The following is a 20,450-nucleotide window of genomic DNA, read 5'->3' as shown; positions in this document are numbered from 1 at the left end:
CGCAAGCGGAAGTTGGGCGGCGTTCTTGCGCCGGAAGCTGCGGAACGCCGTTCAACCTCTGGAGGGAGCAGAACGGCGTTGGGGGCGTCGGGCGACGGGGGCCGTCGACCTTGCGAGGGGCGAGCAGCTGAACGGCGTGCAACCCCACCTCCTGTGCCGTGGGGAGAAGGTGCTCCTTCACGGGGTAGGGCGGAGGAGGGCGCGAGCCGCGGGCCGCGGCGCCGGTGGGCATCGGTCGGGTGGCGGATGCCGGGGCGGTCGGGGCAACTCGTAGAGTCGGCTCGTACCTCGGGCGCTGCGCCAGGCGGCGCGTAAGGAGCGGGCGATGAACGTGACGGTGGACTTCTCTTCGATTCTCGGCAGGGCAGGTGGCGACACGAAGCTGGAGCGGATCGACCCGCAGCTCGTGCTGGTGCTGGGGCTCTGCACGCTGGGGCTCTACCCCCTCTACAAATTCTATCGGGTTGCGATGCAATACCAGGCGCTGGCGGGGCGGGCGTCGCAGGTGCAGGTGTTCCTCGGGAGCTACCTTGGCGCCCACCTCCTGGGCGTGCTCACGCTGCGGTGGTACGTCGGCATCTTCTTCCTGCTGGGCAGCGTGCTCGCCGGGCTCTTTGCCCTCAACGAGGTGCTCGCGCTGCGCCGGACGATCCTCGAGCAGCACGGGCTCGATCTACCGCAGCTCCACGAAAGCGACGCCCAGCGGGCCTGCTGGGTCGCGGCCTCGTTGCTGAGCTGGGCGGGCGTCGGCGTCATCCCCGCTGCGATCCAGTGCTGGTGGTTCTTCAGGGACCACGCGGCGCTTGCGGAAACGATGGCGGCGCAGCGCCGCCAGCAGCCTCCGCATCCTCGGGCTGCGTGACCGTCTCCCGCTTCGCGCCCGCCTCGCCGCTGCGCACCAGGGCGAGGCGGAAGAGGATCGGGCCGGTGAGCTCGTTCAAGGCCACTACCCCGAGAACCAGGGCGGAGGCCTCGCGGCCGAACTCGGGGAAGGTGCTGGAGAAGAGCAGGGCGAGGGCGAGGGCGAGACCGGACTGCGGCAGCAGGCCGAAGCCCGCCCACCGTCGCACCGCCACCGGCGCGCCGCTCAGGCGGGCGCCGATGCGGGCGCCGGTGAGCAGGCCCGCCGCACGCACGCCGACGTAGAGCGCCGCGGGCAGGCCGACCACCAGCAGGATGTCCAGGGGCAGGTTGGCGCCAGCCCCTGCAAAGAAAATCACATAGACGGGCAGCGCCGAGAGATCGATGACGTGGTGCAGCCGCGGCCCTGCGGACGAGGCGTTGCGGATGAACATGCCCGCGGCCAGCGCCACGAGGAGCGGGTCGAAATGGATCCGCTCGCCGACCTCGGCGACCACGAAGGCGACGGTGAGCACGAAGAGCGCGCCGCCCCGCGGGACCTTGCGCAGGTAGGTGGCGATCAGCATGCCCGCGAGGATGCCGCTCCCCAGGGAGCCGAAAATCTCCCAGGCGAGCTTGGCCATCGTGTCGACCACGTCACCCGGCGCGCCGAAGATCGACTTCGCCACCGACGAGGTGATCGCGAAGAGCAGGATGACGACCAGGTCGGCGATCACCACCACGCCGAGGACGGTGCGGCTCATCGGGCCGTCGGCCTCCATCTCGTCCCGCAGCGCCACCACCACCGCCGGCGATTGCGCCGCCATCACCGTCCCGAGGACGAGAGCGATGGCGATGCTCTCCTCGAGGTTCATCAGCGCCGCGAACGGCAGCAGCCCGCGGCTCGCGTAGACCGCGACCGCGAGCAGCAGCGCCGTTCCGACCACCGCCACACCGGTGATCCAGCCGATCGATCGGAAGAGCGGACGGAAGGTGCGCAGGTCGAGCTCGTTGCCGGCGGTCAGCGCGATGAGGGCGATGGCCACGCCGTTCACGATGCGGAGCTGCTGCACCATGACCGGCGTGAGCAGGCCGAGCACGCTCGGACCCACCAGGATGCCCGCCATGATGTAGCCGGTCAGCCGCGGCAGCTTCACCCGCTGGAAGAGCTTGCCGGCGAAGAAGGCGGTGAGGAGCACGTAGCCGAAGGCGAGGCCCGCCGAGACGGAGTGGGGCAGGCCGCTCACGTCGAAGGAGCGGGCGGCGGACATCAGTCCCGCGAGGACGAGGATGAGCAGGATGCTCATGCGCTGCCCTCCCCGGTGCCCGGGCCGAGAGCGCTCCGCAGCTGCCGGACGATGAGCTGCACCGCCACCTCGGTGACGATGGCGGCGCCGAGCACCGCGGTGACGATGAGCGGAACCGTTCCCTGCGGGTAGAGGAGCAGGGCGCTCACCACGATGGCGATGGAGAGCTGCCCCATCGGCGCCGCGGCGAGGACGAGCCGCTCGTTGGGCGAGAGCGAGAGCTCTCCCTGGCTCCAGCCGAGACGCACGCCGATCCACTTGCCGAAGAAGCGGGCGAAGAGGAAGACGATCATCAGCGCCCAGCCGCGCCAATCCCCCACGTTCCAGATCGCGCCCACGATCACGAGGAAGAGCAGGTAGATCGGGCGCTCCAGCTGCGCGAGCGTCGTCGTCACCCGCGCCTTGTAGTCGCCGGGGAAGTTGACGAGGAGCACGCCGGCGACGAAGCAGACCGCCAGCGGGGAGAGGAGCAGGTTGCTGGCGAGCCCCGCCGCGAACGCGACGGTACCGAGGAGGAGGACCTGCGATTCGGCCTGCGTCGCCTTGCGGCGGAGGATGGCGTAGGCTACCAGGCCCACCGCAGCGCCCAGCCCCAGGGTGATGAAGATCCAGGCGGTGCCGGGGAGTCGCCAGCTCACCTCCTCGTCCTGCGGCCGGAAGTAGGCGGCGACGAGGGTGATGCCCGCGAGGCCGGCGAGCTCCTCCAGCCGGATGATCTGGAGGACGAGGGGCTCGTGGGGGCCGCCGCCGCTGATGATCCGGGCGGCTGCACGGGCGGTGATCGCGCCGGCGCTGCCGAGGATCATCGCGTCGCGGAGGAAGATCGGATCCCGGAACGAAAAGGACCAGCCTGCCTCGCCGAGGAGCAGCAGCCCTGCCGCAGCGACGACGGTGAGGAAGGGGATGCCGGTGGAGAAGGCGACCTTGGGCGCGGTCCCCTGCGGCAGCGAGTCGAGGAGCCGCGCGTCGAAGCGGAAGCCGATGCTGATCCCGATCCAGCCCAGCCCGAGATGGAGCAGCGGGCTGAGCTCCACCAGGATGGCGTCGGTGAGGATCCCGACCGTCGGGGTACGGGCGATGAGCCCCAGCGCGACGAAGGGAAAGCCCGCGGTGACGAGCTGCGCGATGCCGAGGCGCTGCTCCAAAGCCTGCACCCGCCGCTGCCCGGCGAGATAGGCGAGGGCGAGGAGGAAGACGAGGCCGAGGAGGATCTTGATCACCACGCCGGGGCGGCGGGCGGGAAGCTCCTCGAGTTGCATCACCGGCGCCGCAGAGGGCGGCGCCTGCTCCCCGACGGGGACTTCGGGTGCGCCCTGCCTGGCGGCCACGCCCTCCGGCAGCTCGCGGCCGGAACGGCGCGGCGCGGCCTCCACCGGCGTGGGGCCGAAGCCGCTCTCGTAGGGAACGACGATCTCCCCGCCGGGCAGGTAGGGAACGACCGGCGCCGGCGCCTCCTCGCGCGGCGCCGCCTCCTCGGGTGGAGGCGCCTCGTCGGCGGGCTGTGCGCCTGCGGGCTGCGCAGCAAGGAGGAGAACGCCGAGCCACGCCGCCAGCAGGCGGATGCTCGCAGTCGGCGGCAGCAGACTAGCCTTCCTCGGGGACGAGCCAGATGGAGCGGTTCCCGAAGGTGGTGTCCTCGGAGCCGGTGTCGTCCGGCAGCTCTTCGCAGCGGAGCGGCGGGAAGCCCTCGGGCTCCACGATGTCGCCGCCCTCGAAATTGTCACCTTCCGCCAGCGCGGTGGCGAGGTTCTCGAGCATGTCGCCCGCAGCCTCCGCGTGCTCGGGGGCGACACCGCCGATGGCCAGATCCGGGCGCCCGAACTTGGCGAGGCCGAGGGTGTGGCAGAGGTGGCCCGCGCCGGGCTCGCGCTCCTGCGACTCGAAGACCACGCGCATGTGGTCCGCGACGTCGAACTCCCACTCGTCCGGGAGCTCCTCGAGCGCCGCCTTCGTCCACCACATCATCGACTCGACGTCGCAGGCAGCGACGGCGCCGGCCTTCTGTGCGAGGAGCTTGAGGACGAGGAAGGCCCGCTGCAGGTGGCCGAGGTCCTTCGGATCGGCCACCTCGCCGGTGAGGATCATCGCCGCCTTGCACTGGGTGAGGGCGACCATGTCGAGGCCGGGCGTGCGCATCAGCAGCGAGCCGAAGGCGCTGCGCGGATTGACCCAGCCCTCGAACCAGGACGGATCGTCGCCCCGGTACTTCGACTCGATGCCGAAGTCGGCGAAGAGCGGATGATTCTTCTGGGCCAGCTCCACCGCGTCCGGCAGCAGCACCAGGTAGGCGATGCGTGCCGGTCCCGCGGAGATGTAACGCGGGCGGGGCCAGGGAGCGGGAACGTTGGGAATCACGGTAGAACCTCCAGAGCGGCCGGCCATCCTACCGAAAAGGAGCGGGAGCGAAAGGCTTCTCTGCTGCAGGGCGGCACGGCTCCCGGGGGCCGGCGGCAGCCCGTTGGACCGCCGACGATTCGGTCCTCCATCGGGTTGCGCCGCCCCGATCCCGCCCTTACGGTCGCTCTCTTGCGCGCAACCGCGCAGCACGTGAGGAGAGACCATGGCAGCGGACAGCTTCGGCACCAGGGGTGATCTCGACGTCGGGGGCAAGCGCTACCAGATGCACCGGATAGGCAAGCTGCAGGGGGTCGAGCGGCTCCCCTTCTCGATGCGCGTGCTGCTCGAGAACCTGCTCCGCCACGAGGACGGCAGGGTGGTGACCCGGGACCAGATCGAGGCGGTCCTCCACTGGGATCCGAAGGCCCGGCCCGAGAAGGAGATCGCCTTCCACCCGGCCCGCGTCCTGCTCCAGGACTTCACCGGCGTTCCCGCGGTGGTGGATCTCGCGGCGATGCGCGAGGCGATCACGCGGATGGGCGGCGACCCCCAGCGGATCAACCCGCTCAACAAGGCGGACCTCGTCATCGATCATTCGGTGGTCACCGACCGCTTCGCCTCGAGCCACGCCTTCCCCTTCAACGCGGCGATGGAATACGAGCGGAACCGGGAGCGCTACGCCTTCCTCCGCTGGGGCCAGCAGGCCTTCCGGAACTTCAGCGTGGTGCCGCCCGAGACCGGCATCTGCCACCAGGTGAACCTCGAATACCTGGCGAGCGTCGTCTTCGAGCAGGACGGGATGGCCTTCCCCGACACGCTGGTTGGCACCGACTCGCACACCACGATGATCAACGGCCTCGGCGTGGTGGGCTGGGGCGTGGGCGGAATCGAGGCGGAGGCGGCGATGCTCGGGCAGCCGCTCTCGATGCTCGTGCCCCACGTCGTCGGCTTCAAGCTCACCGGCAGCCTCCCCGCCGGCGCCACCGCTACCGACCTCGTCCTCACCGTGACCCAGATGCTCCGCAAGAAGGGCGTGGTGGGGAAGTTCGTCGAGTTCTACGGCCCCGGCATCTCCTCGCTGGCGCTTCCCGACCGCGCCACCATCGCCAACATGGCGCCGGAATACGGCGCCACCATCGGCTTCTTCCCGGTGGACGAGGAGACGCTGGCCTACCTGCGCTTCTCCAACCGCTCCAAGGAGTTGGTCGACCGCGTCGAGGCCTACTGCAGGGAGAACAAACTCTTCCATACGAAGGACGCGCCGGAGCCCGAGTTCACCGACACGCTGGAGCTCGATCTCGCCAACGTGGAGCCCTCCCTCGCCGGCCCGAAGCGGCCGCAGGATCGGATCAACCTCCGCGACGCGAAGGGCGCGTTCCGGCAGTCCCTCGGCGAGATGGTGCAGGGCGAGGATGCTCTCGAGCGCGCGGTCCCCGTGCAGCAGGGGCCGATCCAGTACGAGCTCAAGAACGGCTCGGTGGTGATCGCCTCGATCACCTCCTGCACCAACACCTCCAACCCGGCGGTGATGCTGGGCGCCGGCCTCCTCGCGAAGAAGGCGGTGGAGCGCGGGCTCCAGACCAGGCCCTGGGTGAAGACCTCGCTGGCGCCCGGCTCGAAGACGGTGACCGACTACCTCGCGGAAGCGGGGCTCACGCCCTACCTCGAGGCGCTCGGTTTCCACCTCACCGGCTACGGCTGCAGCACCTGCATCGGCAACTCGGGGCCGCTGCCGCCGCAGATCGCCGACGCGGTGCAGAAGGGCGATCTCGCCGTCGCCGCGGTGCTCTCCGGCAACCGCAACTTCGAGGGCCGGATCAACGCCCACGTGCGGATGAACTACCTGGCCTCGCCGCCGCTGGTGGTCGCCTACGCGCTGGCCGGCACCATGGACATCGACCCGAACAACGAGCCCCTCGGCTGCGACGCGAACGGCGAGGCGGTCTACCTCGCGGACATCTGGCCCACCCAGGAGGAGGTCCGCGCGGCGATCCGTACTGCGGTGAAGCCCGAGCATTTCGCCACCCAATACGGCGCGGTCTTCGAGGGAGACGAGCGCTGGCGCGCGCTGGAGAACCCCACCGGCAGCACCTTCGCCTGGGAGCCCGACTCGACCTACGTGCGGAGCCCGCCCTTCTTCGAGAACATCGCGAAGGAGCCGGCGGACCTGCAGGACGTCCGCGACGCGCGGGTACTGGCGCTACTCGGTGATTCGATCACCACCGACCACATCTCGCCGGCAGGCTCGATCTCGATGAAGAGTCCCGCGGCGCGCTACCTCACCGAGCAGGGCGTGCAGCCGCGGGACTTCAACTCGTACGGCGCCCGGCGCGGCAACCACGAAGTGATGATGCGCGGCACCTTCGCCAACATCCGCCTCCGCAACCAGTTGGTGCCGGGGACGGAGGGCGGCGTCACCATGCACATGCCCTCGAACGAGGAGATGTCGATCTACGACGCCTCGATGCGCTACCAGCAGGAGGGTGTGCCGCTGGTCGTCCTCGCCGGCGCGGAGTACGGCACCGGCTCCTCCCGCGACTGGGCGGCGAAGGGCACGCTGCTCCTCGGCGTGAAGGCGGTGATCGCGAAGAGCTTCGAGCGCATCCACCGCTCGAACCTCATCGGCATGGGCGTGCTGCCGCTCCAGTTCGACGGCGGCGAGGACGCGCAGCGCATCGGCCTCACCGGCAGGGAGACCTTCTCCATCGCCGGCATCGCCGAGGGGCTCTCACCGGGCAAGCGGCTGGAGGTGGTGGCGAAGGGCGAGGGCGGCGAGAAGCGCTTCGGCGTCACCGCGCGCCTCGATACGCCGAACGAAGTCGATTACTACCGCCACGGCGGCATCCTCAACTTCGTGCTCCGCCAGCTCGCCGCCTCCTGATCGGCCGCGCGATACGCGCCGGGCCGCTCGAGGCCCGGCGCGGGCTACTCGTCGATGCTCTCGCGCAACTCCTTGTTGAAGTCGCGCCGCTGCTGGATCATCGACTGGAACCGGGCCTTGCGCTGCGCCCGCACGACGTCGCCCTCCGGCCGGATCAGCTCGCCGTCCACCTGGCCGTCGTTGAAGTTGACCCGGGTGTTCTTCTCGTAGACGACCTTGTCGTCCTCGCGGATCACCGTCTCCTCCGCCTCGTCCTCCGCAGCGACCGCAGCCGCGGGCAAAAGCGCCGCGGCAGCAGCCAGCAGGATCGCCCAACGCATCACCGTCCACCTCCCGCCAAGACCTGCGGAAAATCTCGGTGCGCTGGCTCGATTCGGCCCATGCCCGAATGGGGCTGGTGGGGCGCCCCGAGGAGCCGGGCGCCACCCTGCTCTCAGGCGCCAGCTGCCGGCTCCGCCGCCACCGCTGCAGAAGCTGCCAGGGGCCGGATCGGCCGGGAGGAGAGCCGGAGGAAGCGGACGGTGAGGGTAGAGGCCACGGCGGTGAGGCCGGTGCAAAGGCCCCACCAGAGGCCGCCCACGCCGAAGCCGAACCACATCCCGAGGGCGATTCCCACCGGAAGGCCGACGGCATAGTGGCCGACCACGTTGGCGACGAAGGGGAAGCGCGTGTCGCCTGCGCCCCGCAGCACGCCGGCGCCAACCGCCTGCAGACCGTCCGAGATCTGGAAGACCGCCGCCACCAGGAGGAGCGGCACCGCCATCCCGATCACCTCGGGCTCGTCGGTGAGGAGCGCCGCCAGGGGCGCCGGGATCAGCACGAAGAGCAGCGCCCCCAGGGTCATCATCCCGCCGCCGCCGGCGAGGCCGACGATGCCGGCGAGCCGTGCCGCCGGCGTGTCGCCGGCGCCGATCGCCCTGCCGACCCGGACCGACGCTGCGGCGCCGACGCCCATGGCCACGGTGAAGGTGAAGCTGGCGAGGGTGAGGGAGATCTGGTGTGCGGCGAGCTCGTGGGTGCCGAGCTTGCCGACCAGCAGCCCCACCAGCGCGAAGACGCCGACCTCGGCGCCCAATTGCAGGCCGATGGGGGCGCCGACCTTGAGCCCCCGCCGGAACTCGATCGGATCGAAACGCCTGTCGCCGCGCTCGAAACCGGGGACCGCGGCGGCCCGCACCGCGGCGGCGACGATCCCGACCTGGAGGAGGGTGCAGAGGGTCGTGGCCAGCGCCGCCCCCTCGACCCCGAGGGCGGGGAAGTGGCGCAAGGGGCCCGCCCATGCCGGCAGGCTCCCGCCGCCGTAGACGAGGAACAGGGTGGCGGCGACGTTGAAGATGTTGGCAGCCACCACCGCGATCAGCATCGGACGGGTGCTGCCGATCGATTGCAGGTAGGAGCGCACGCCCACGAAGAGGAGCGCCGGCACCAGGCCGATGAGCCGCACGTAGAGGTAGCTGCTCGCCTTGGCAGCGACCGCAGGCTCGATCCCGAAGGGGACGAGCAGGGAGGGGGCGAGGCCGATGGGCACGGAGAGGACGAGCCCCACCAGCACGGCCATCCACACGCCCTGCCAGAGGAGCTTCCGCGCCCGGACCGCATCCCCGGCGCCGAGGGCCTGGGAGACGAGGGGATCGAGCCCCATCATCGCCCCCATGCCGAGAACGGTGAGCGGGAAGAAGAGGCTGTTGGCGAGGCCCACGGCGCCGAGCTCCACGGCGCCGAGCCTGCCGACGATGGCGGTGTCGACGAGCCCCATCAGCTGATTGCCGGCGTGGGCAGCAGCGAGGGGGGCGGCGAGGCGGAGAAGCTGGCGGAGCTCGGAGAGCCAGGGGGAGGACGGCTGGTACATCGCGCGGCAAGATAACCGCAAAGCGACCGGCCTGCTTCCGATTCGCCCGGGGCGTGGCGCCTACCAGGTGCCGACGCCGCACTCGGGGCACTGCCGCTCCGCGAGACGGACCCATTCGATCGAGTCCGACGCCGCCTCGTCGGCGCCCATGGCGTGGACGTCCTCCTGCTCGAGCACCTCGAAGAAGCGGTCGGCTGCGAGCACCGTCCCCGACGGAATGCCGAGCTGGCTGGCGAAGCGGCGCTGGGGATCGACGAGTACCCGCACGCCGGGCGGGGTCTCCCCCGGATCCTCCTCGAAGATGGCGATCGGGGTCGTGTTCTCCGCGGCGAGGACGTCCGCCTGCTCCTCCCAATCGGCGAGGACCCTGCGGCACGAAGCGCACGAGCCGTGGGCGACGAGGACGAGGACGTTGCGCCGCTGCCAGAGCTCGGGCCAGGAGAAGGGCGAGCCGTCGCGGTTGCGGAGCTGGAGCATGGGCAGGTTCACGGAGAGGACCTCGCTGGTTGGCGACCTCCCTCCACGATGGGAACCTGCCTGCTGCGAGGCCTGCTCGCCTAGCCGCGGCCGAAGCGCTCGGCCAGCTCGGCCATCACCCGGGTCCGCTCCCGCACGAAGGGATCGCCGTGGAGCTGGGTGATGCTCCAGGGCAGCCGGTAGGACCAGTTCTCCGGGCCGACCGTCCCCGGCAGGTTGATCCGCTCCCGCACGCCGAAGACGTCCTGTACCGGCAGCACCAGCAGGTCCGAGCCACTGCGGTAGACCGCCTCGAGGATCGCCTGGTGGACGTGCGGGGAAAAGTGGTTCGACTGCTCGTCGGTGAGGTGACGCAGCGCAGGGAGGGCCCGCGCCGCGCGGCGCTCGTGCTCCGGCAGGTCGTCCCACCACACGGCGACGGGCTCGGTGTCGTGGGTGCCGGTGGTCGCCAGCGAGAGCGCCGGCCAGTGATCCGGATCGCGGAAGACCGCGTCGTCCTTCTCCCAGCGGAGTACCCGGTAGCCGGGAACGCCGATTCGCGTGAGCGACTCGCGGACGAAGGGCGGCACCGTGCCCAGATCCTCGGCGCAGAGATCGACGCCGGCGGAGCGGAAGGCGTTCATCACCTCCTCACCCTGGCGCCGCTGCGAGGGTTCGTCCGGCGGGGCGAAGTAGGGCTCGCTCCTGTTCCGGGGCCTGGCGTAGGTCCGGTAGAAGCCCACCACGTGATCGATCCGGACGAGGTCGAAGAGCTGCGCCGAGCGGGCGCCGCGCATCCGCAGCCAGTCGTAGTCGCGGGAGGCGAGGACGTCCCAGCGGTAGACGGGCAGGCCCCAGTCCTGGCCCTCGGCGGAGAAGGCGTCGGGGGGCACGCCGACCGTGGCGTCGAGGTCGAACTCGTCCTGTCGGCCCCAGACGTCGGCGCTGTCCTCGGCCACCATGAAGGGCAGGTCGCCGGCCAGCGCCACGCCGTGGCGGCGTGCCTCCTGCCGCGCCGCCGCCAGCTGCCGGTAGGCGATCCACTGCACGTACTCGAAGAAATCGATCGCGTCGGCGTGCTGGCGCCGGGCTGCGTCGAGGGCGTGGGGCTGCCTGGTGCGCAGCTCCTCGCCCCAGCCCTTCCACCAGTCGAGGTGGTGGGCTTCCTTGAGGGCGCGGAAGAGGGTGTAGTCCGGGAGCCAGTGGCGCTGCTCCTCGCGGAAGCGCTGCAGATCGGCGGCCCGCTCACCCCGGGCAGCGGCGCCGCTCTCGTGGAAGCGCCGGAAGGAGCGGTGGAGCCAGGCGTTCTTGAGCCGCCGCACCGTCCCGTAATCCACCGTCTCCCGGGCCCGCACCGCCTCGAGCTCCCGGTGTTCCTCCGGGGAGAGCGCGCCCTCGCCGCCGATCTCCTGGAAATCGGGGATCTGGTCGAGGCTGACGTAGATCGGATCGAGGGCGAAGGCCGAGAGCGCAGCGTAGGGGCTGTCCTGCCCGAGGGCCGCTTCCACCAGCGGGAGCATCATCAGCACCGGCATCTTCGCCGCCTCGAGCCAGGGCGCGATCCCCGCCACGTCGGTGAATTCGCCGACGCCCCAGCCGCGGTCGCTGCGCAACGAGAAGAGCGGTACCAGGATGCCGGCGCTGCGGCCCTTGGGCAGAGTCACGTCTGATTCCTCCCCGGAAAAGAGGCCCAAGATAGGCGCGTCGCAACCGAAGCGCAGGGACTTCGCGCCAGCCCGGCGGCGGGGGTGTCCACCACGCGAAGGTTGGGCCCCGAAACGGGCCGGCAGGCTCAGCGGCTCGCGGGCACGGAGGCGGTGCTCCCGCTTCCGGCGAGGACCACGCGGTTGCGCCCCTGCCGCTTCGCCTCGTAGAGCGCCGCGTCCGCTGCGGCGAGCAGGGCGTCGCCGGTGCCGCCCGCCTCCTGCAGGATCGCCACGCCCACCGAGAGCGGAAGCGGCGGCAGCTCCCCGCTGCCGGTTCGGATCGGCTGGGACGCTGCAGCGGCCCGGAGTTCCTCGGCGCGGCGCAACGCCACCGCTGCGTCGGCCTCCGGGAGCAGGAGGAGGAATTCCTCGCCGCCGTAGCGGCAGGCGACGTCCTCCGCCCGGACGTGCCGCTGCAGCAGCTGGCCCACCTGCCGGAGCGCCTCGTCGCCAGCCTGGTGGCCGAAGGTGTCGTTGAACTGCTTGAAGTGGTCGAGGTCGACGAGCAGCGCCGCCAGGGGCAGCTGCCGCCGCTCGGCGCGGTGGATCTCGCGGGGCAGGGCTTCGGCGAGCCAGCGCCGGTTGTAGAGGCCGGTGAGCGGGTCGTGGAGCGTCTGGAAGGTGAGCTCCTCGTTGCTGCGCCGGAGCGCCGCCTCGGAGACGCGCTCCCGGGCGAGCTCGAGGAGCATCGCGCGTTGCGCCCGCACCACGGCGATCGCCACCGCCACGTTGGTCACGCCGAGCGCGAGGACGAGAGCGAGCCGGAGCCACGGGGGATCGACGAGGGACGCGCCGAGCGTGGCGGTCGCAACCAGGACCGCGGTCGCGACGAGGACCTGCTGCCCACGTGGGATCCGAGCCGGCATCTGCCCCTCCATGCGGGTTCTAACACGCATCCGGGGGGTGGTCATCGGGGGGGCCGGGCCGCGAGGGGCCCGGTCACCTTCCGTCAGGGCGCCGGGTGGAGAAGCGCCACCGGCAGCTCGGCGAGGAGCGACGCCAGGGGCAGGGTCGGCTGGCCCCGGTGCATCACCGGTCGGTGAATCGAGCCGGTGAAGACGTCCGTCCAGGCCACACCGCCGGAGCCGCTGGGCAGGAGCAGGTAGGTACCGTCGAAGGGCTTCTGGCCTGCTACCGCCTCGTCGAGCATCCGCGCCACCAGCCGGGTGCTCACCGCGATCACCTGGCTGAAGCCGCGCCTGCGGGAGAGGGCCACCGCATTGCCGCCCCGGGGCCCGGCACATTCGACCGGTACGTACTCGCCGTGGAGGAAGAGGTCCGACTGCGACCGGCGCAGCCGCAGGCTCCGCCAGGTGACGTATTGCTTGATCCTGCCGTCGTGGCGGCTCGCCCAGAGCTCCCGCACCAGATCGAGCCGCTCCTCGGCGGAGCGCTCGCTCCGATCCCGCAGCATCCGCAGGCTCTGTGCGAGACCGGCGAAATCGACCGGCCGCCGGTTGTCCGGATCGACCAGGGAGAAATTCCAGCTCTCGCATCCCTGGTAGACGTCCGCCGCGCCGGGCGATGCCATCTTGAGCACCACCTGCGCCAGCGAGTTGTAGATCCCCGCCTCGGCCACCCGCCGCTGGAAGGGCAGGAGCTCGGCGCGGAACGCAGGGTCGCGGAGCACCGAGCGCACGAAGGTGGCGAGCGCCTCGTCCCAGGTGGCGTCTGGGTTGATCCAGCTGGTGTTGACCTTGGCCTCCTTCGCCGCCTTGAGGACGTAGGCCTCGATCCGGTCGATGAAGGTCGCGAGGGCGTCGCCCTCGAGCTCCTCGAAGGGCCAGGCACCGATCAGCGTCTGGTAGAGGAGGATCTCCTCGTTGCGATCGGGCGCGACGCGATCCTCCGCCACCTGGACCCGGTGCTTGCGGGCGGCCCTGGCCAGCCTGCCGAGCAGCGCCTTCCACTCCTCGGGCAGCTCGGAGAGCACGTCGATGCGGGTGCGCACGTCCTCGCCGCGCTTGGTGTCGTGGGTCGAGGTGGTGAGGAGCGAGCCCCGCGCCGTGGCGAGCCGCTCGCTGTTGCGGGCGTGGAAGTCGGCGACCGAGTTCCCGAAGTGGACGGGCTCGCCGCCCACCTCGTTGAGCGAGACCAGCCGGTTGTAGACGTAGAAGGTCGTGTCCTCCATCCCCTTCGCCATGACCGGACCGGTGAACTGCTGCATCTTCATCGCGAAGCCCAGCTGCAGCCGCCGCTCCTCCTCGCCGAGGTGGGCGCCGTGGCGGACGAGGAGGATGTCCCGGAGGAAGTCGAAGATCGAGACGTTGGTCACCGGGGCGCGCCGCTTCGCCCGGGCGATCGCCTGCTCGATGTAGCGGCGGTCGCGGTCGTCGGCGCCGCTGCCGTCGACGTAGGTGCGGTAGATCGGAAAGCAGGCGACGAACTCGATCAGCGCGGCGCGGAGCGAGTTCAGGGTGAAGTCCCGGGAGCGCCGGTTCATCTCGCTGATCCGGTTGAGCTGGTAGGCGAGCATGTTCACCTCGCTCGCCATCGAGGTGCTCATGATCAGCTTCTTCTTCTGGTAGACGAGCTCCTCGAAGTCGAAGCGGAGGCCGGTGAACTTCGTGTAGACGTCGTCGATGACCCGCTGGTTGGAGCGGTCGACGAAGATCCCGTTGAGCCAGTTGAGGAAGTCGTAGCCGGTGGTTCCCGCCACCGCCCAGCTCTCGGGGAGCACCTCGCCATGCCCGAGGATCTTCTCCGCCACCACGAAGAGGGGCCGGTAGAGCGGGGTCGCCGGGCCACGCGCCTCCCTGGTGTAGGCCACCCGGAGCGAGGGCTCGAGCTGATCGAAGGCGAACTCGGTCTCCATCTCCGCGAGCACGTTCCTGCAGACGCCGAGGAAATACTCCTCCTGCAGGCGGCGGAAATATTCGCGGGGCTCGAAGAGGCCGTCGGGGTGATCGATGCGCAGGCCGTGGAGCTTCCCGTGCGCCAACATCTCGAGCACCACGGCGTGGGCCTCGCGGAAGACCTGCGGATCCTCCATCCGGATCGCCGCCAGCTCGTTGATGTCGAAGAAGCGCCGGTAGTTGATCTCCTCGCCGGCGACGCGCCAGTGGGCGAGGCGGTAGGCCTGCGCGTCGAGGAGCCTGTCGAGGAGGTCGAACGAGCGGGGATCGCCGGGCCTGCCGTTGAAGTCCCGGACGTTCTGCTCGACGAAGGCACGGATCTCCGGTGACGACTCGCAGAGGCTGTCGAGGCGCCGCTTGATCACTTCCTTCTCGCGGCGCCGCTCGGCGATCTTGCGAGGGTCGGTCTCGGTGCGCGGCGGCAGGTTGTCGCAGGCGGTGCAGATCGAGAGGAGCTCCTCGAGGCGGAGATCCTCCTCCTCGAGGACCTCCTGCAGCTCGTGGAGGCGGTGCCGGAGCACCATCGAGTATTGCCGCGGGTTGATCGGAAAGAGGTGCTCGTAATAGCGGACCCAGAAGGTGCCCTGGTTGAACTCGAGCTTGAGATCGCCCGCCTCGAGGACGGCGCCGTACTGATCGCCGAGGACCGGCAGGAGCACCTTGTTCTCGAGCTCGTCCTTCGCTGGGCGCCAGTCGATGTCGAAGAAGCGCGCGTAGTGGGAGGAGGGGCCGTTCTCCAGCACGTCCTGCCACATCGCGTTCGTCGGACCGATGCCCATGTGGTTGGGGACGAAGTCGAGCAGGTGGCCCATGCCGTGCTCGGAGAGCGCGGTGACGAGGCGATCGAGGCCTTCCTGGCCGCCGAGCTCGGGGTTGATCTCGTCGTGGGCCACCACGTCGTAGCCGTGGGGTGATCCGGGCGAGGCCCGGAGCCAGGGGGAGGCGTAGAGGTCGGAGATGCCGAGGTCGTGCAGGTAGGGGACGACCTTCGCCGCCTCCTCGAAGGGAAATTCGGCGTTGAGCTGGAGCCGGTAGGTCGCGGCGGGAAGGCGCGGCTCGCGCAGGCGCAACTTCGCCTGCTCGAGGATCTGCGCCACCACTTCTTCGAGCTGGGAATCGGGCCGTTTCACGACGGCCAACCTGCAAGCGGCGGTCCCAAGCGGCAAGAGAAAAGCCGCCCGCACGAGGGCCGCACGTTGGCTGCTCGTCACAAGGGCCGGTGCGTTCCATCTTGCCTCGGCGCGTCATCGCGGCCATTCTCCCGCCGCAGCTTGGACCGACTTCGTGCCATCAACCCACTGCGTTGGGTCGCCCGCGGGTGGCGGAACATCTCCGCCCCGGGGCTCTTCGTCGCGAGCTTCGCGCTGCTGATCGCGATCGGCACGACGGGGCTGATGCTCCTTCCCAACCTCTACACGGGGCCGGAGCTCGACTTCCTCGACGCGCTCTTCATGATCACGAGCGCCGCCTGCGTCACCGGCCTCGCGGTGGTGGATACCGCCACCTACTTCACCTTCTGGGGCCAGCTCTGGCTCCTGATCTTCATCCAGCTGGGCGGCATCGGCCTCGTCACCCTCACCAGCCTGATCATCGGCATCCTCGGCAGACGGCTCTCGCTCCGAAGCGAGATGATCGCCGGCCCGCCGGTGGAGCTCCTCGGCAAGCGCGATCTCCGCAGCCTCCTCGGCGCGGTCATGCGCTTCACCTTCGCCATCGAGGCGGTGGGCGCCTTCGCGCTCTGGCTCGCCTTCGCCCGGACGATGGGCGTGGTCGACGCGATCTGGCCGGCGATCTTCCACTCGATCAGCGCCTTCTGCAACGCGGGCTTCTCCCTCTACTCCGACAGCCTCGTCGGCTTCGCGGACGATCCGGCGGTGCTGATCTTCATCTCGGTCCTGGTCGTCATCGGCGGCGTCGGCTTCCTCTCGACGGAGGAGCTGCTGCGCTGGTGGCGGTCGGGCGGGCTCAAAGGAACGCGGCGCCTCTCCACCCATACCTTCGCAGCGGTCTCGGTCACGGTGGCGCTCCTGCTCCTGGGCTTCGCGCTCTTCGGCCTCTTCGAGTGGAACGGCGTGCTCCGGCCGCTGGGCTTCGTCGACAAGGTGGTCAACGCCTGGTTCATGTCGGTGACGCCCCGCACCGCCGGCTTCAACTCCATTCCCTACGCCGGCCTCGGCAACGAGAGCGCCTACCTCACCATCCTCCTCATGGTGGTCGGCGGCTCCCCCGGTTCCACCGCCGGGGGGATCAAGACCACCGCGATGGCGGTGCTGCTGGCCCTGGCGATCCAGCGGATGCGTGGCAGGCGCAACGCCGTTATCCACCACCGCTCGATCCCCGACGGCACGGTGGAGCGCACCGTCTCGCTGGCGCTCATCGCCTTCGGGGTGATGACCGCCGCCATCTTCTGGCTGAGCTTCACCGAGACCCGCGGCGTGGGGCTCGAGGAGGCACGGGCCGCCTTCCTCCCGCTCTTCTTCGAGGCGGTGAGTGCCTTCTGTACGGTAGGGCTCTCCATGGACGTGACGCCCTACCTGAGCGCCATGGGCAAGTTCACCGTGATCGTGCTGATGTTCGTGGGACGCGTGGGGCCCCTGGCCTTCTTCGCAGCGCTCTCGATCAAGGCCCGCTCCACCCTGCGCGACGTGCGGCCCGCCCGCGAGGACGTCATCATCGGCTAAAGGCCGGGGAGTGACCCGTGAAACGCTTCATCGTCATCGGTCTCGGCAATTTCGGAAACATCCTCGCCAGGCGGCTCCACGAGATCGGCCACGACGTGGTCGCGATCGACGCGCGCCCGGACGTGGTCGACGCCCTCGGGCCCCACGTCGGCAGGGCGGTGGTCGGGGACGCCACCAAGCGCGCGGTGCTGGAGGAGGCCGGCGCCAGGGCCTCGGACGCTGCGGTGATCTCCACCGGCGAGAACCTCGCCGCGAGCATCCTCGCGCTGCTCGCGCTCCGCGACATCGGCGTGAAGGAGATCTTCGTCAAGGTCCGCTCGGACGACCACGCCCGCATCGCCGACTCCCTCGGCGCCACCGAGAGCATCTTCCCGGAGCGCGAGTCGGCGCTGGGCCTCGCCTCCCGCGTCACCTCCGGCAAGCTGCTGCAATACGTGCAGCTCGGCGGCGACCTGAGCCTCCAGGAGATGCCGGTGCCGGAGGAGTGGCTGGGCAGGAACCTGCGCGAGCTCGAGCTGCCGCAGCGCTACCGGGTGCAGGTGGTGGCAGTGCACGACGTGCTCCGGGACGCCTTCATGCCCGTGCCGGATCCGGGCCGGGCGCTGACCCAGTCGGACGCGCTCCTCGTCGCCGGCAATCCGCAGTCGCTGGAGAAGCTCGCCCGGCTGCGGTAGCCGACGGGCGCCGCAGAGAGGAACGAAACGGGCCCCGCTCCAGCTCGGAGCGAGGCCCGTTCCACTTCGACCGGTATCGAAGCCGGAAGGCGCCGCCTACTTGCGGGCGGCCTTCACGGCCTCCTTCCAGGTCTTGGCCGGGCGGAACTTGATCACGTTCTCGGCCTTCTTCGCCGGGATGGTGATCTCCTCGCCGGTGGCGGGGTTGCGGCCCTTGCGCTTCGGGCGAGCCGGCTTGGTGTGGCGGCGGAAGACACCGAAGTTCTTCAGCGACACCTTGTTGCCCTTGCGGACCTCTTCCGCGACGGTCTCGAGGAGCATGTCGAGGGTCTGGGTGACCTGCTTCTTCGAGAGCTCGATCTTCTTCTTGCCCGCCTTGTCGACGATCGACTGGACGAGCTTCGCGGTGGACAGGCTGGCGCCGGTTGCAGGCGCCTTCTTCTCAGCTGCAGCAGCCTTCGTGGCCATTCTCACTCCTCGGAACTGCGCGATTTCCGCGCTTCGTCGCTCGTGTCTCGTCCGGCGCGAACCGGACCAGGTGTCGGGATTTTGTTGGTGCGGTCGCCGGCGACCCTCGTGAAACGCCGCGTTTTCCTCGTGCCCAGCACGTCGGAAAGGATGGACTGCCTTGCGTTGTAGCGCAAAAAGCTTTCCGCCCGGAAGAGGGAAAAGCGTGACAGCGGTGCGACGCCGCAGCGCTGTGGCGCTTTACCCGATGCGTTCGGAGGCGCTAGAAATCCCGGCGACTCGCCCTCGTCGCATCGCCCATCGGCCGGTGCGACAAACACGCACGAGCCGGGCGAGGCACGGGAGAACGTGATGACGAGCGACCGCGTCGCCAAGGCCCTGTCCCACTACGAGAGCAAGAAGGCCGAGCACCTCGAGGAGCTCAAGGCGCTGGCCCGGATCCCCAGCATCTCCTTCGACGGCTTCGATCCGGCGGAGGTGCGGCGCAGCGCCGAGGCCACCGCCGAAGTGCTGAAAAAGCGGGGCTTTTCCGGCGTTCGGCTCCTCGAAGTGGACGGGGCCCACCCCTACGTCTACGGCGAGATCCGCGTCGACGCCTCGCTGCCCACCGTGCTCCTCTACGCCCACCACGACGTGCAGCCCGCAGGCGAGCTGGCGAAATGGATCTCGCCGCCCTTCGAGCCGACCGAGCGCGACGGACGCCTCTACGGCCGCGGCACCGCCGACGACAAGGCCGGCATCATCGTCCACACCGCTGCGGTCGACGCCTGGCTGCGGGGGACGGGTGAGCTGCCGGTGAACGTGAAGATCCTCGTGGAGGGGGAGGAGGAGATCGGCTCCGGCCACCTCGCCGCCTTCCTCCGGGGACACAAGGAGCTCCTCTCGGCGGACGCCATCATCCTCACCGACACCGCCAACTTCGACACCGGCGTCCCCTCGATCACCACCGCGCTCCGCGGCCTGGTGGCGGTGGACGTGGAGGTCCACGCGCTCAAGAGCGCCCTCCACTCCGGCATGTGGGGCGGCCCCGTGCCCGACGCGGCGATGGCGCTCTCCAAGATGCTGGCCAGCCTCGTCGACGAAAACGGCGACATCGCCATCCCCGGGATCCGGGAGAAGGTGAAGCCGATGAGCGCCGAGGAACGCCTCCACATCGAGCGTCTGCCCCTCTCGCCCCGGGAGTACGCGCAGCAGGCGGGGCTGCGCGAGGGCGTGCAGCTGCTGGGCAACTGCCACCCCTGCGAGGCCAACTGGCGCAGGCCCTCGCTCTCGGTCAACGCGATGCAGGCCTCCTCCCGCGCCGACGCCCGCAACATCCTGGTGGAGAGCGCCTGGGCGCGGGTGGGCATCCGCATCGTGCCCGACCTCGACGCCCACGAGGTGCAGGCGGCGCTGGTGAAGGCGCTCAAGGACGCGGCCCCCTGGGGCGTGCAGGTGGAGATCACCCCGGAGGCGGCGGCGGGGCCCTGGTACACCAGCACCGAGCACCCGGCCTTCGGCGCGGCGTTCCGCGCGCTGGAGAAGGGCTACGGCCGCGAGGCGGTCGCCATCGGCTGCGGTGGCTCGATCCCCTTCGTCGAGCCCTTCGCCCGGGAGCTGGGCGGCGTGCCCGCGCTGCTGATCGGCGTCGAGGACCCCTACACCAACGCCCACTCCGAGAACGAGAGCCTCTCGCTCTCCGACTTCGACAAGTCGATCAAGTCGGCGATCCACCTCTACGAAGAGATCGCTTCCGCCCTGCGGAAGCAGGAGGCCTGATGCTCACCCTCGTCGACGAAGCGATCGAGCAGTACGCGATCGATCATTCGAGCCCGCTGCCGCCGCTCTTCGCGGAGCTCGCCGCGGAGACCCGGGCCCGGACCACGCTGCCGCAGATGATGGTCGGGCCGATCGAGGGCAACTTCCTGCGGATGCTGGTGCAGCTCACCGGGGCGAAGCGGGTGGTGGAGGTCGGCACCTTCACCGGCTTCTCCGCCCTCTGCATGGCCTCGGCGCTGCCGGAGGACGGCGAGCTCGTCACCTGCGAGATCAGCGAGGAGCACGCGGCGATCGCGCGCACCTTCTTCGAGCGCAGCGAGCACGGGCGGAAGATCAAGATCCGCATGGGCCCCGCGGTGGAGACCCTGCGCCACCTGCCCGAGGCGTCGTTCGACCTCATGTTCGTCGACGCGGACAAGGTCTCCTATCCCGCCTACTACGAGGAGGCGATGCGGCTCCTGAAGCACGGCGGCCTGCTCGTCGGCGACAACGCGCTGTGGAGCGGCAACGTGCTCGAGCCGAAGGACGACGCCACCCGCGGGATCGTCGCCTTCAACGAGCGGGCGAACCGCGACGATCGGGTGGAGCACGTGCTCCTCACCGTGCGCGACGGGATGCACCTGATCCGGAAGAAGTAG

At 70.1% G+C, this 20,450-nt stretch carries 16 protein-coding genes; 6 read left to right on the top strand and 10 right to left on the bottom strand.

The window, feature by feature from the left end; translation table 11 throughout:
- Positions 1-325 precede the first annotated feature (325 nt).
- Complete coding sequence (locus ACESMR_RS05560; RefSeq protein WP_373045791.1) at positions 326-862, top strand: hypothetical protein; 537 nt, start codon at positions 326-328, stop codon at positions 860-862.
- On the opposite strand, the gene ACESMR_RS05555 is transcribed toward ACESMR_RS05560, so the two are convergent.
- The 3 genes from ACESMR_RS05555 to ACESMR_RS05545 form a co-directional block, all read right to left on the bottom strand.
- Positions 786-2,147 carry a cation:proton antiporter gene (locus ACESMR_RS05555; RefSeq protein WP_373045790.1) on the bottom strand — a complete coding sequence of 454 codons (1,362 nt, stop codon included), beginning with the start codon at positions 2,145-2,147 and terminating at the stop codon, positions 786-788. The genes ACESMR_RS05560 and ACESMR_RS05555 overlap by 77 nt on opposite strands.
- The gene (locus tag ACESMR_RS05550) at positions 2,144-3,475 is read right to left on the bottom strand and encodes a hypothetical protein (RefSeq protein ID WP_373045788.1); all 1,332 of its coding nucleotides are present in this window, start codon (positions 3,473-3,475) and stop codon (positions 2,144-2,146) included. Before ACESMR_RS05550 ends, ACESMR_RS05555 begins: the two co-directional genes overlap by 4 nt.
- 256 nt (positions 3,476-3,731) lie before the next feature.
- On the bottom strand, positions 3,732-4,502 hold the full coding sequence (locus ACESMR_RS05545) for a hypothetical protein (protein ID WP_373045787.1): 771 nt from the start codon (positions 4,500-4,502) through the stop codon (positions 3,732-3,734).
- 205 nt (positions 4,503-4,707) lie between these two features.
- Here ACESMR_RS05545 and acnA point away from each other — a divergent pair, with 205 nt between their 5' ends.
- On the top strand, positions 4,708-7,365 hold the full coding sequence (acnA, locus tag ACESMR_RS05540) for an aconitate hydratase AcnA (RefSeq protein WP_373045786.1): 2,658 nt from the start codon (positions 4,708-4,710) through the stop codon (positions 7,363-7,365).
- Between the two features lie 44 nt (positions 7,366-7,409).
- Here acnA and ACESMR_RS05535 read toward each other — a convergent pair whose 3' ends face one another.
- From ACESMR_RS05535 to treY, 6 genes are all read right to left on the bottom strand, one after another.
- Positions 7,410-7,685, bottom strand: a complete 276-nt coding sequence (locus ACESMR_RS05535) for a hypothetical protein (RefSeq protein WP_373045784.1) — start codon at positions 7,683-7,685, stop codon at positions 7,410-7,412.
- 113 nt (positions 7,686-7,798) lie between these two features.
- The gene (locus ACESMR_RS05530; protein ID WP_373045783.1) at positions 7,799-9,214 is read right to left on the bottom strand and encodes an MATE family efflux transporter; all 1,416 of its coding nucleotides are present in this window, start codon (positions 9,212-9,214) and stop codon (positions 7,799-7,801) included.
- A 60-nt stretch (positions 9,215-9,274) separates the two neighbouring features.
- Positions 9,275-9,703 carry a hypothetical protein gene (locus ACESMR_RS05525; RefSeq protein ID WP_373045781.1) on the bottom strand — a complete coding sequence of 143 codons (429 nt, stop codon included), beginning with the start codon at positions 9,701-9,703 and terminating at the stop codon, positions 9,275-9,277.
- Between the two features lie 68 nt (positions 9,704-9,771).
- Positions 9,772-11,334 (bottom strand): 4-alpha-glucanotransferase, encoded by a 1,563-nt coding sequence (locus ACESMR_RS05520; protein WP_373045780.1) that lies wholly within the window; start codon positions 11,332-11,334, stop codon positions 9,772-9,774.
- 128 nt (positions 11,335-11,462) lie between these two features.
- A complete protein-coding gene (locus ACESMR_RS05515; RefSeq protein WP_373045779.1) occupies positions 11,463-12,242 on the bottom strand; it encodes a GGDEF domain-containing protein in 780 nt (259 codons plus the stop codon).
- An 83-nt stretch (positions 12,243-12,325) separates the two neighbouring features.
- Positions 12,326-15,361 (bottom strand): malto-oligosyltrehalose synthase, encoded by a 3,036-nt coding sequence (gene treY / locus ACESMR_RS05510; RefSeq protein WP_373045778.1) that lies wholly within the window; start codon positions 15,359-15,361, stop codon positions 12,326-12,328.
- Between the two features lie 141 nt (positions 15,362-15,502).
- On the opposite strand from treY, the gene ACESMR_RS05505 reads away from it, so the two are divergent.
- Positions 15,503-16,912, top strand: a complete 1,410-nt coding sequence (locus ACESMR_RS05505; protein WP_373045777.1) for a TrkH family potassium uptake protein — start codon at positions 15,503-15,505, stop codon at positions 16,910-16,912.
- 17 nt (positions 16,913-16,929) lie between these two features.
- The gene (locus tag ACESMR_RS05500) at positions 16,930-17,586 is read left to right on the top strand and encodes a potassium channel family protein (protein ID WP_373045775.1); all 657 of its coding nucleotides are present in this window, start codon (positions 16,930-16,932) and stop codon (positions 17,584-17,586) included.
- A gap of 96 nt (positions 17,587-17,682) precedes the next feature.
- Here the strand turns inward: ACESMR_RS05500 and ACESMR_RS05495 are convergent, their stop codons facing one another.
- Positions 17,683-18,054 carry an HU family DNA-binding protein gene (locus tag ACESMR_RS05495; protein WP_373045774.1) on the bottom strand — a complete coding sequence of 124 codons (372 nt, stop codon included), beginning with the start codon at positions 18,052-18,054 and terminating at the stop codon, positions 17,683-17,685.
- 351 nt (positions 18,055-18,405) lie between these two features.
- Here ACESMR_RS05495 and ACESMR_RS05490 point away from each other — a divergent pair, with 351 nt between their 5' ends.
- Entirely contained in the window at positions 18,406-19,812 is a 1,407-nt protein-coding gene (locus tag ACESMR_RS05490) for a M20/M25/M40 family metallo-hydrolase (RefSeq protein WP_373045772.1), read from the top strand.
- Entirely contained in the window at positions 19,812-20,450 is a 639-nt protein-coding gene (locus ACESMR_RS05485) for an O-methyltransferase (protein ID WP_373045770.1), read from the top strand. Before ACESMR_RS05490 ends, ACESMR_RS05485 begins: the two co-directional genes overlap by 1 nt.

Origin of the sequence: Vulgatibacter sp. (assembly GCF_041687135.1) — a bacterium.
GTDB lineage: Bacteria > Myxococcota > Myxococcia > Myxococcales > Vulgatibacteraceae > JAWLCN01.
Note: the sequence above shows the minus strand (reverse complement) of the source record. Positions and strands in the feature narration are given on the sequence as shown.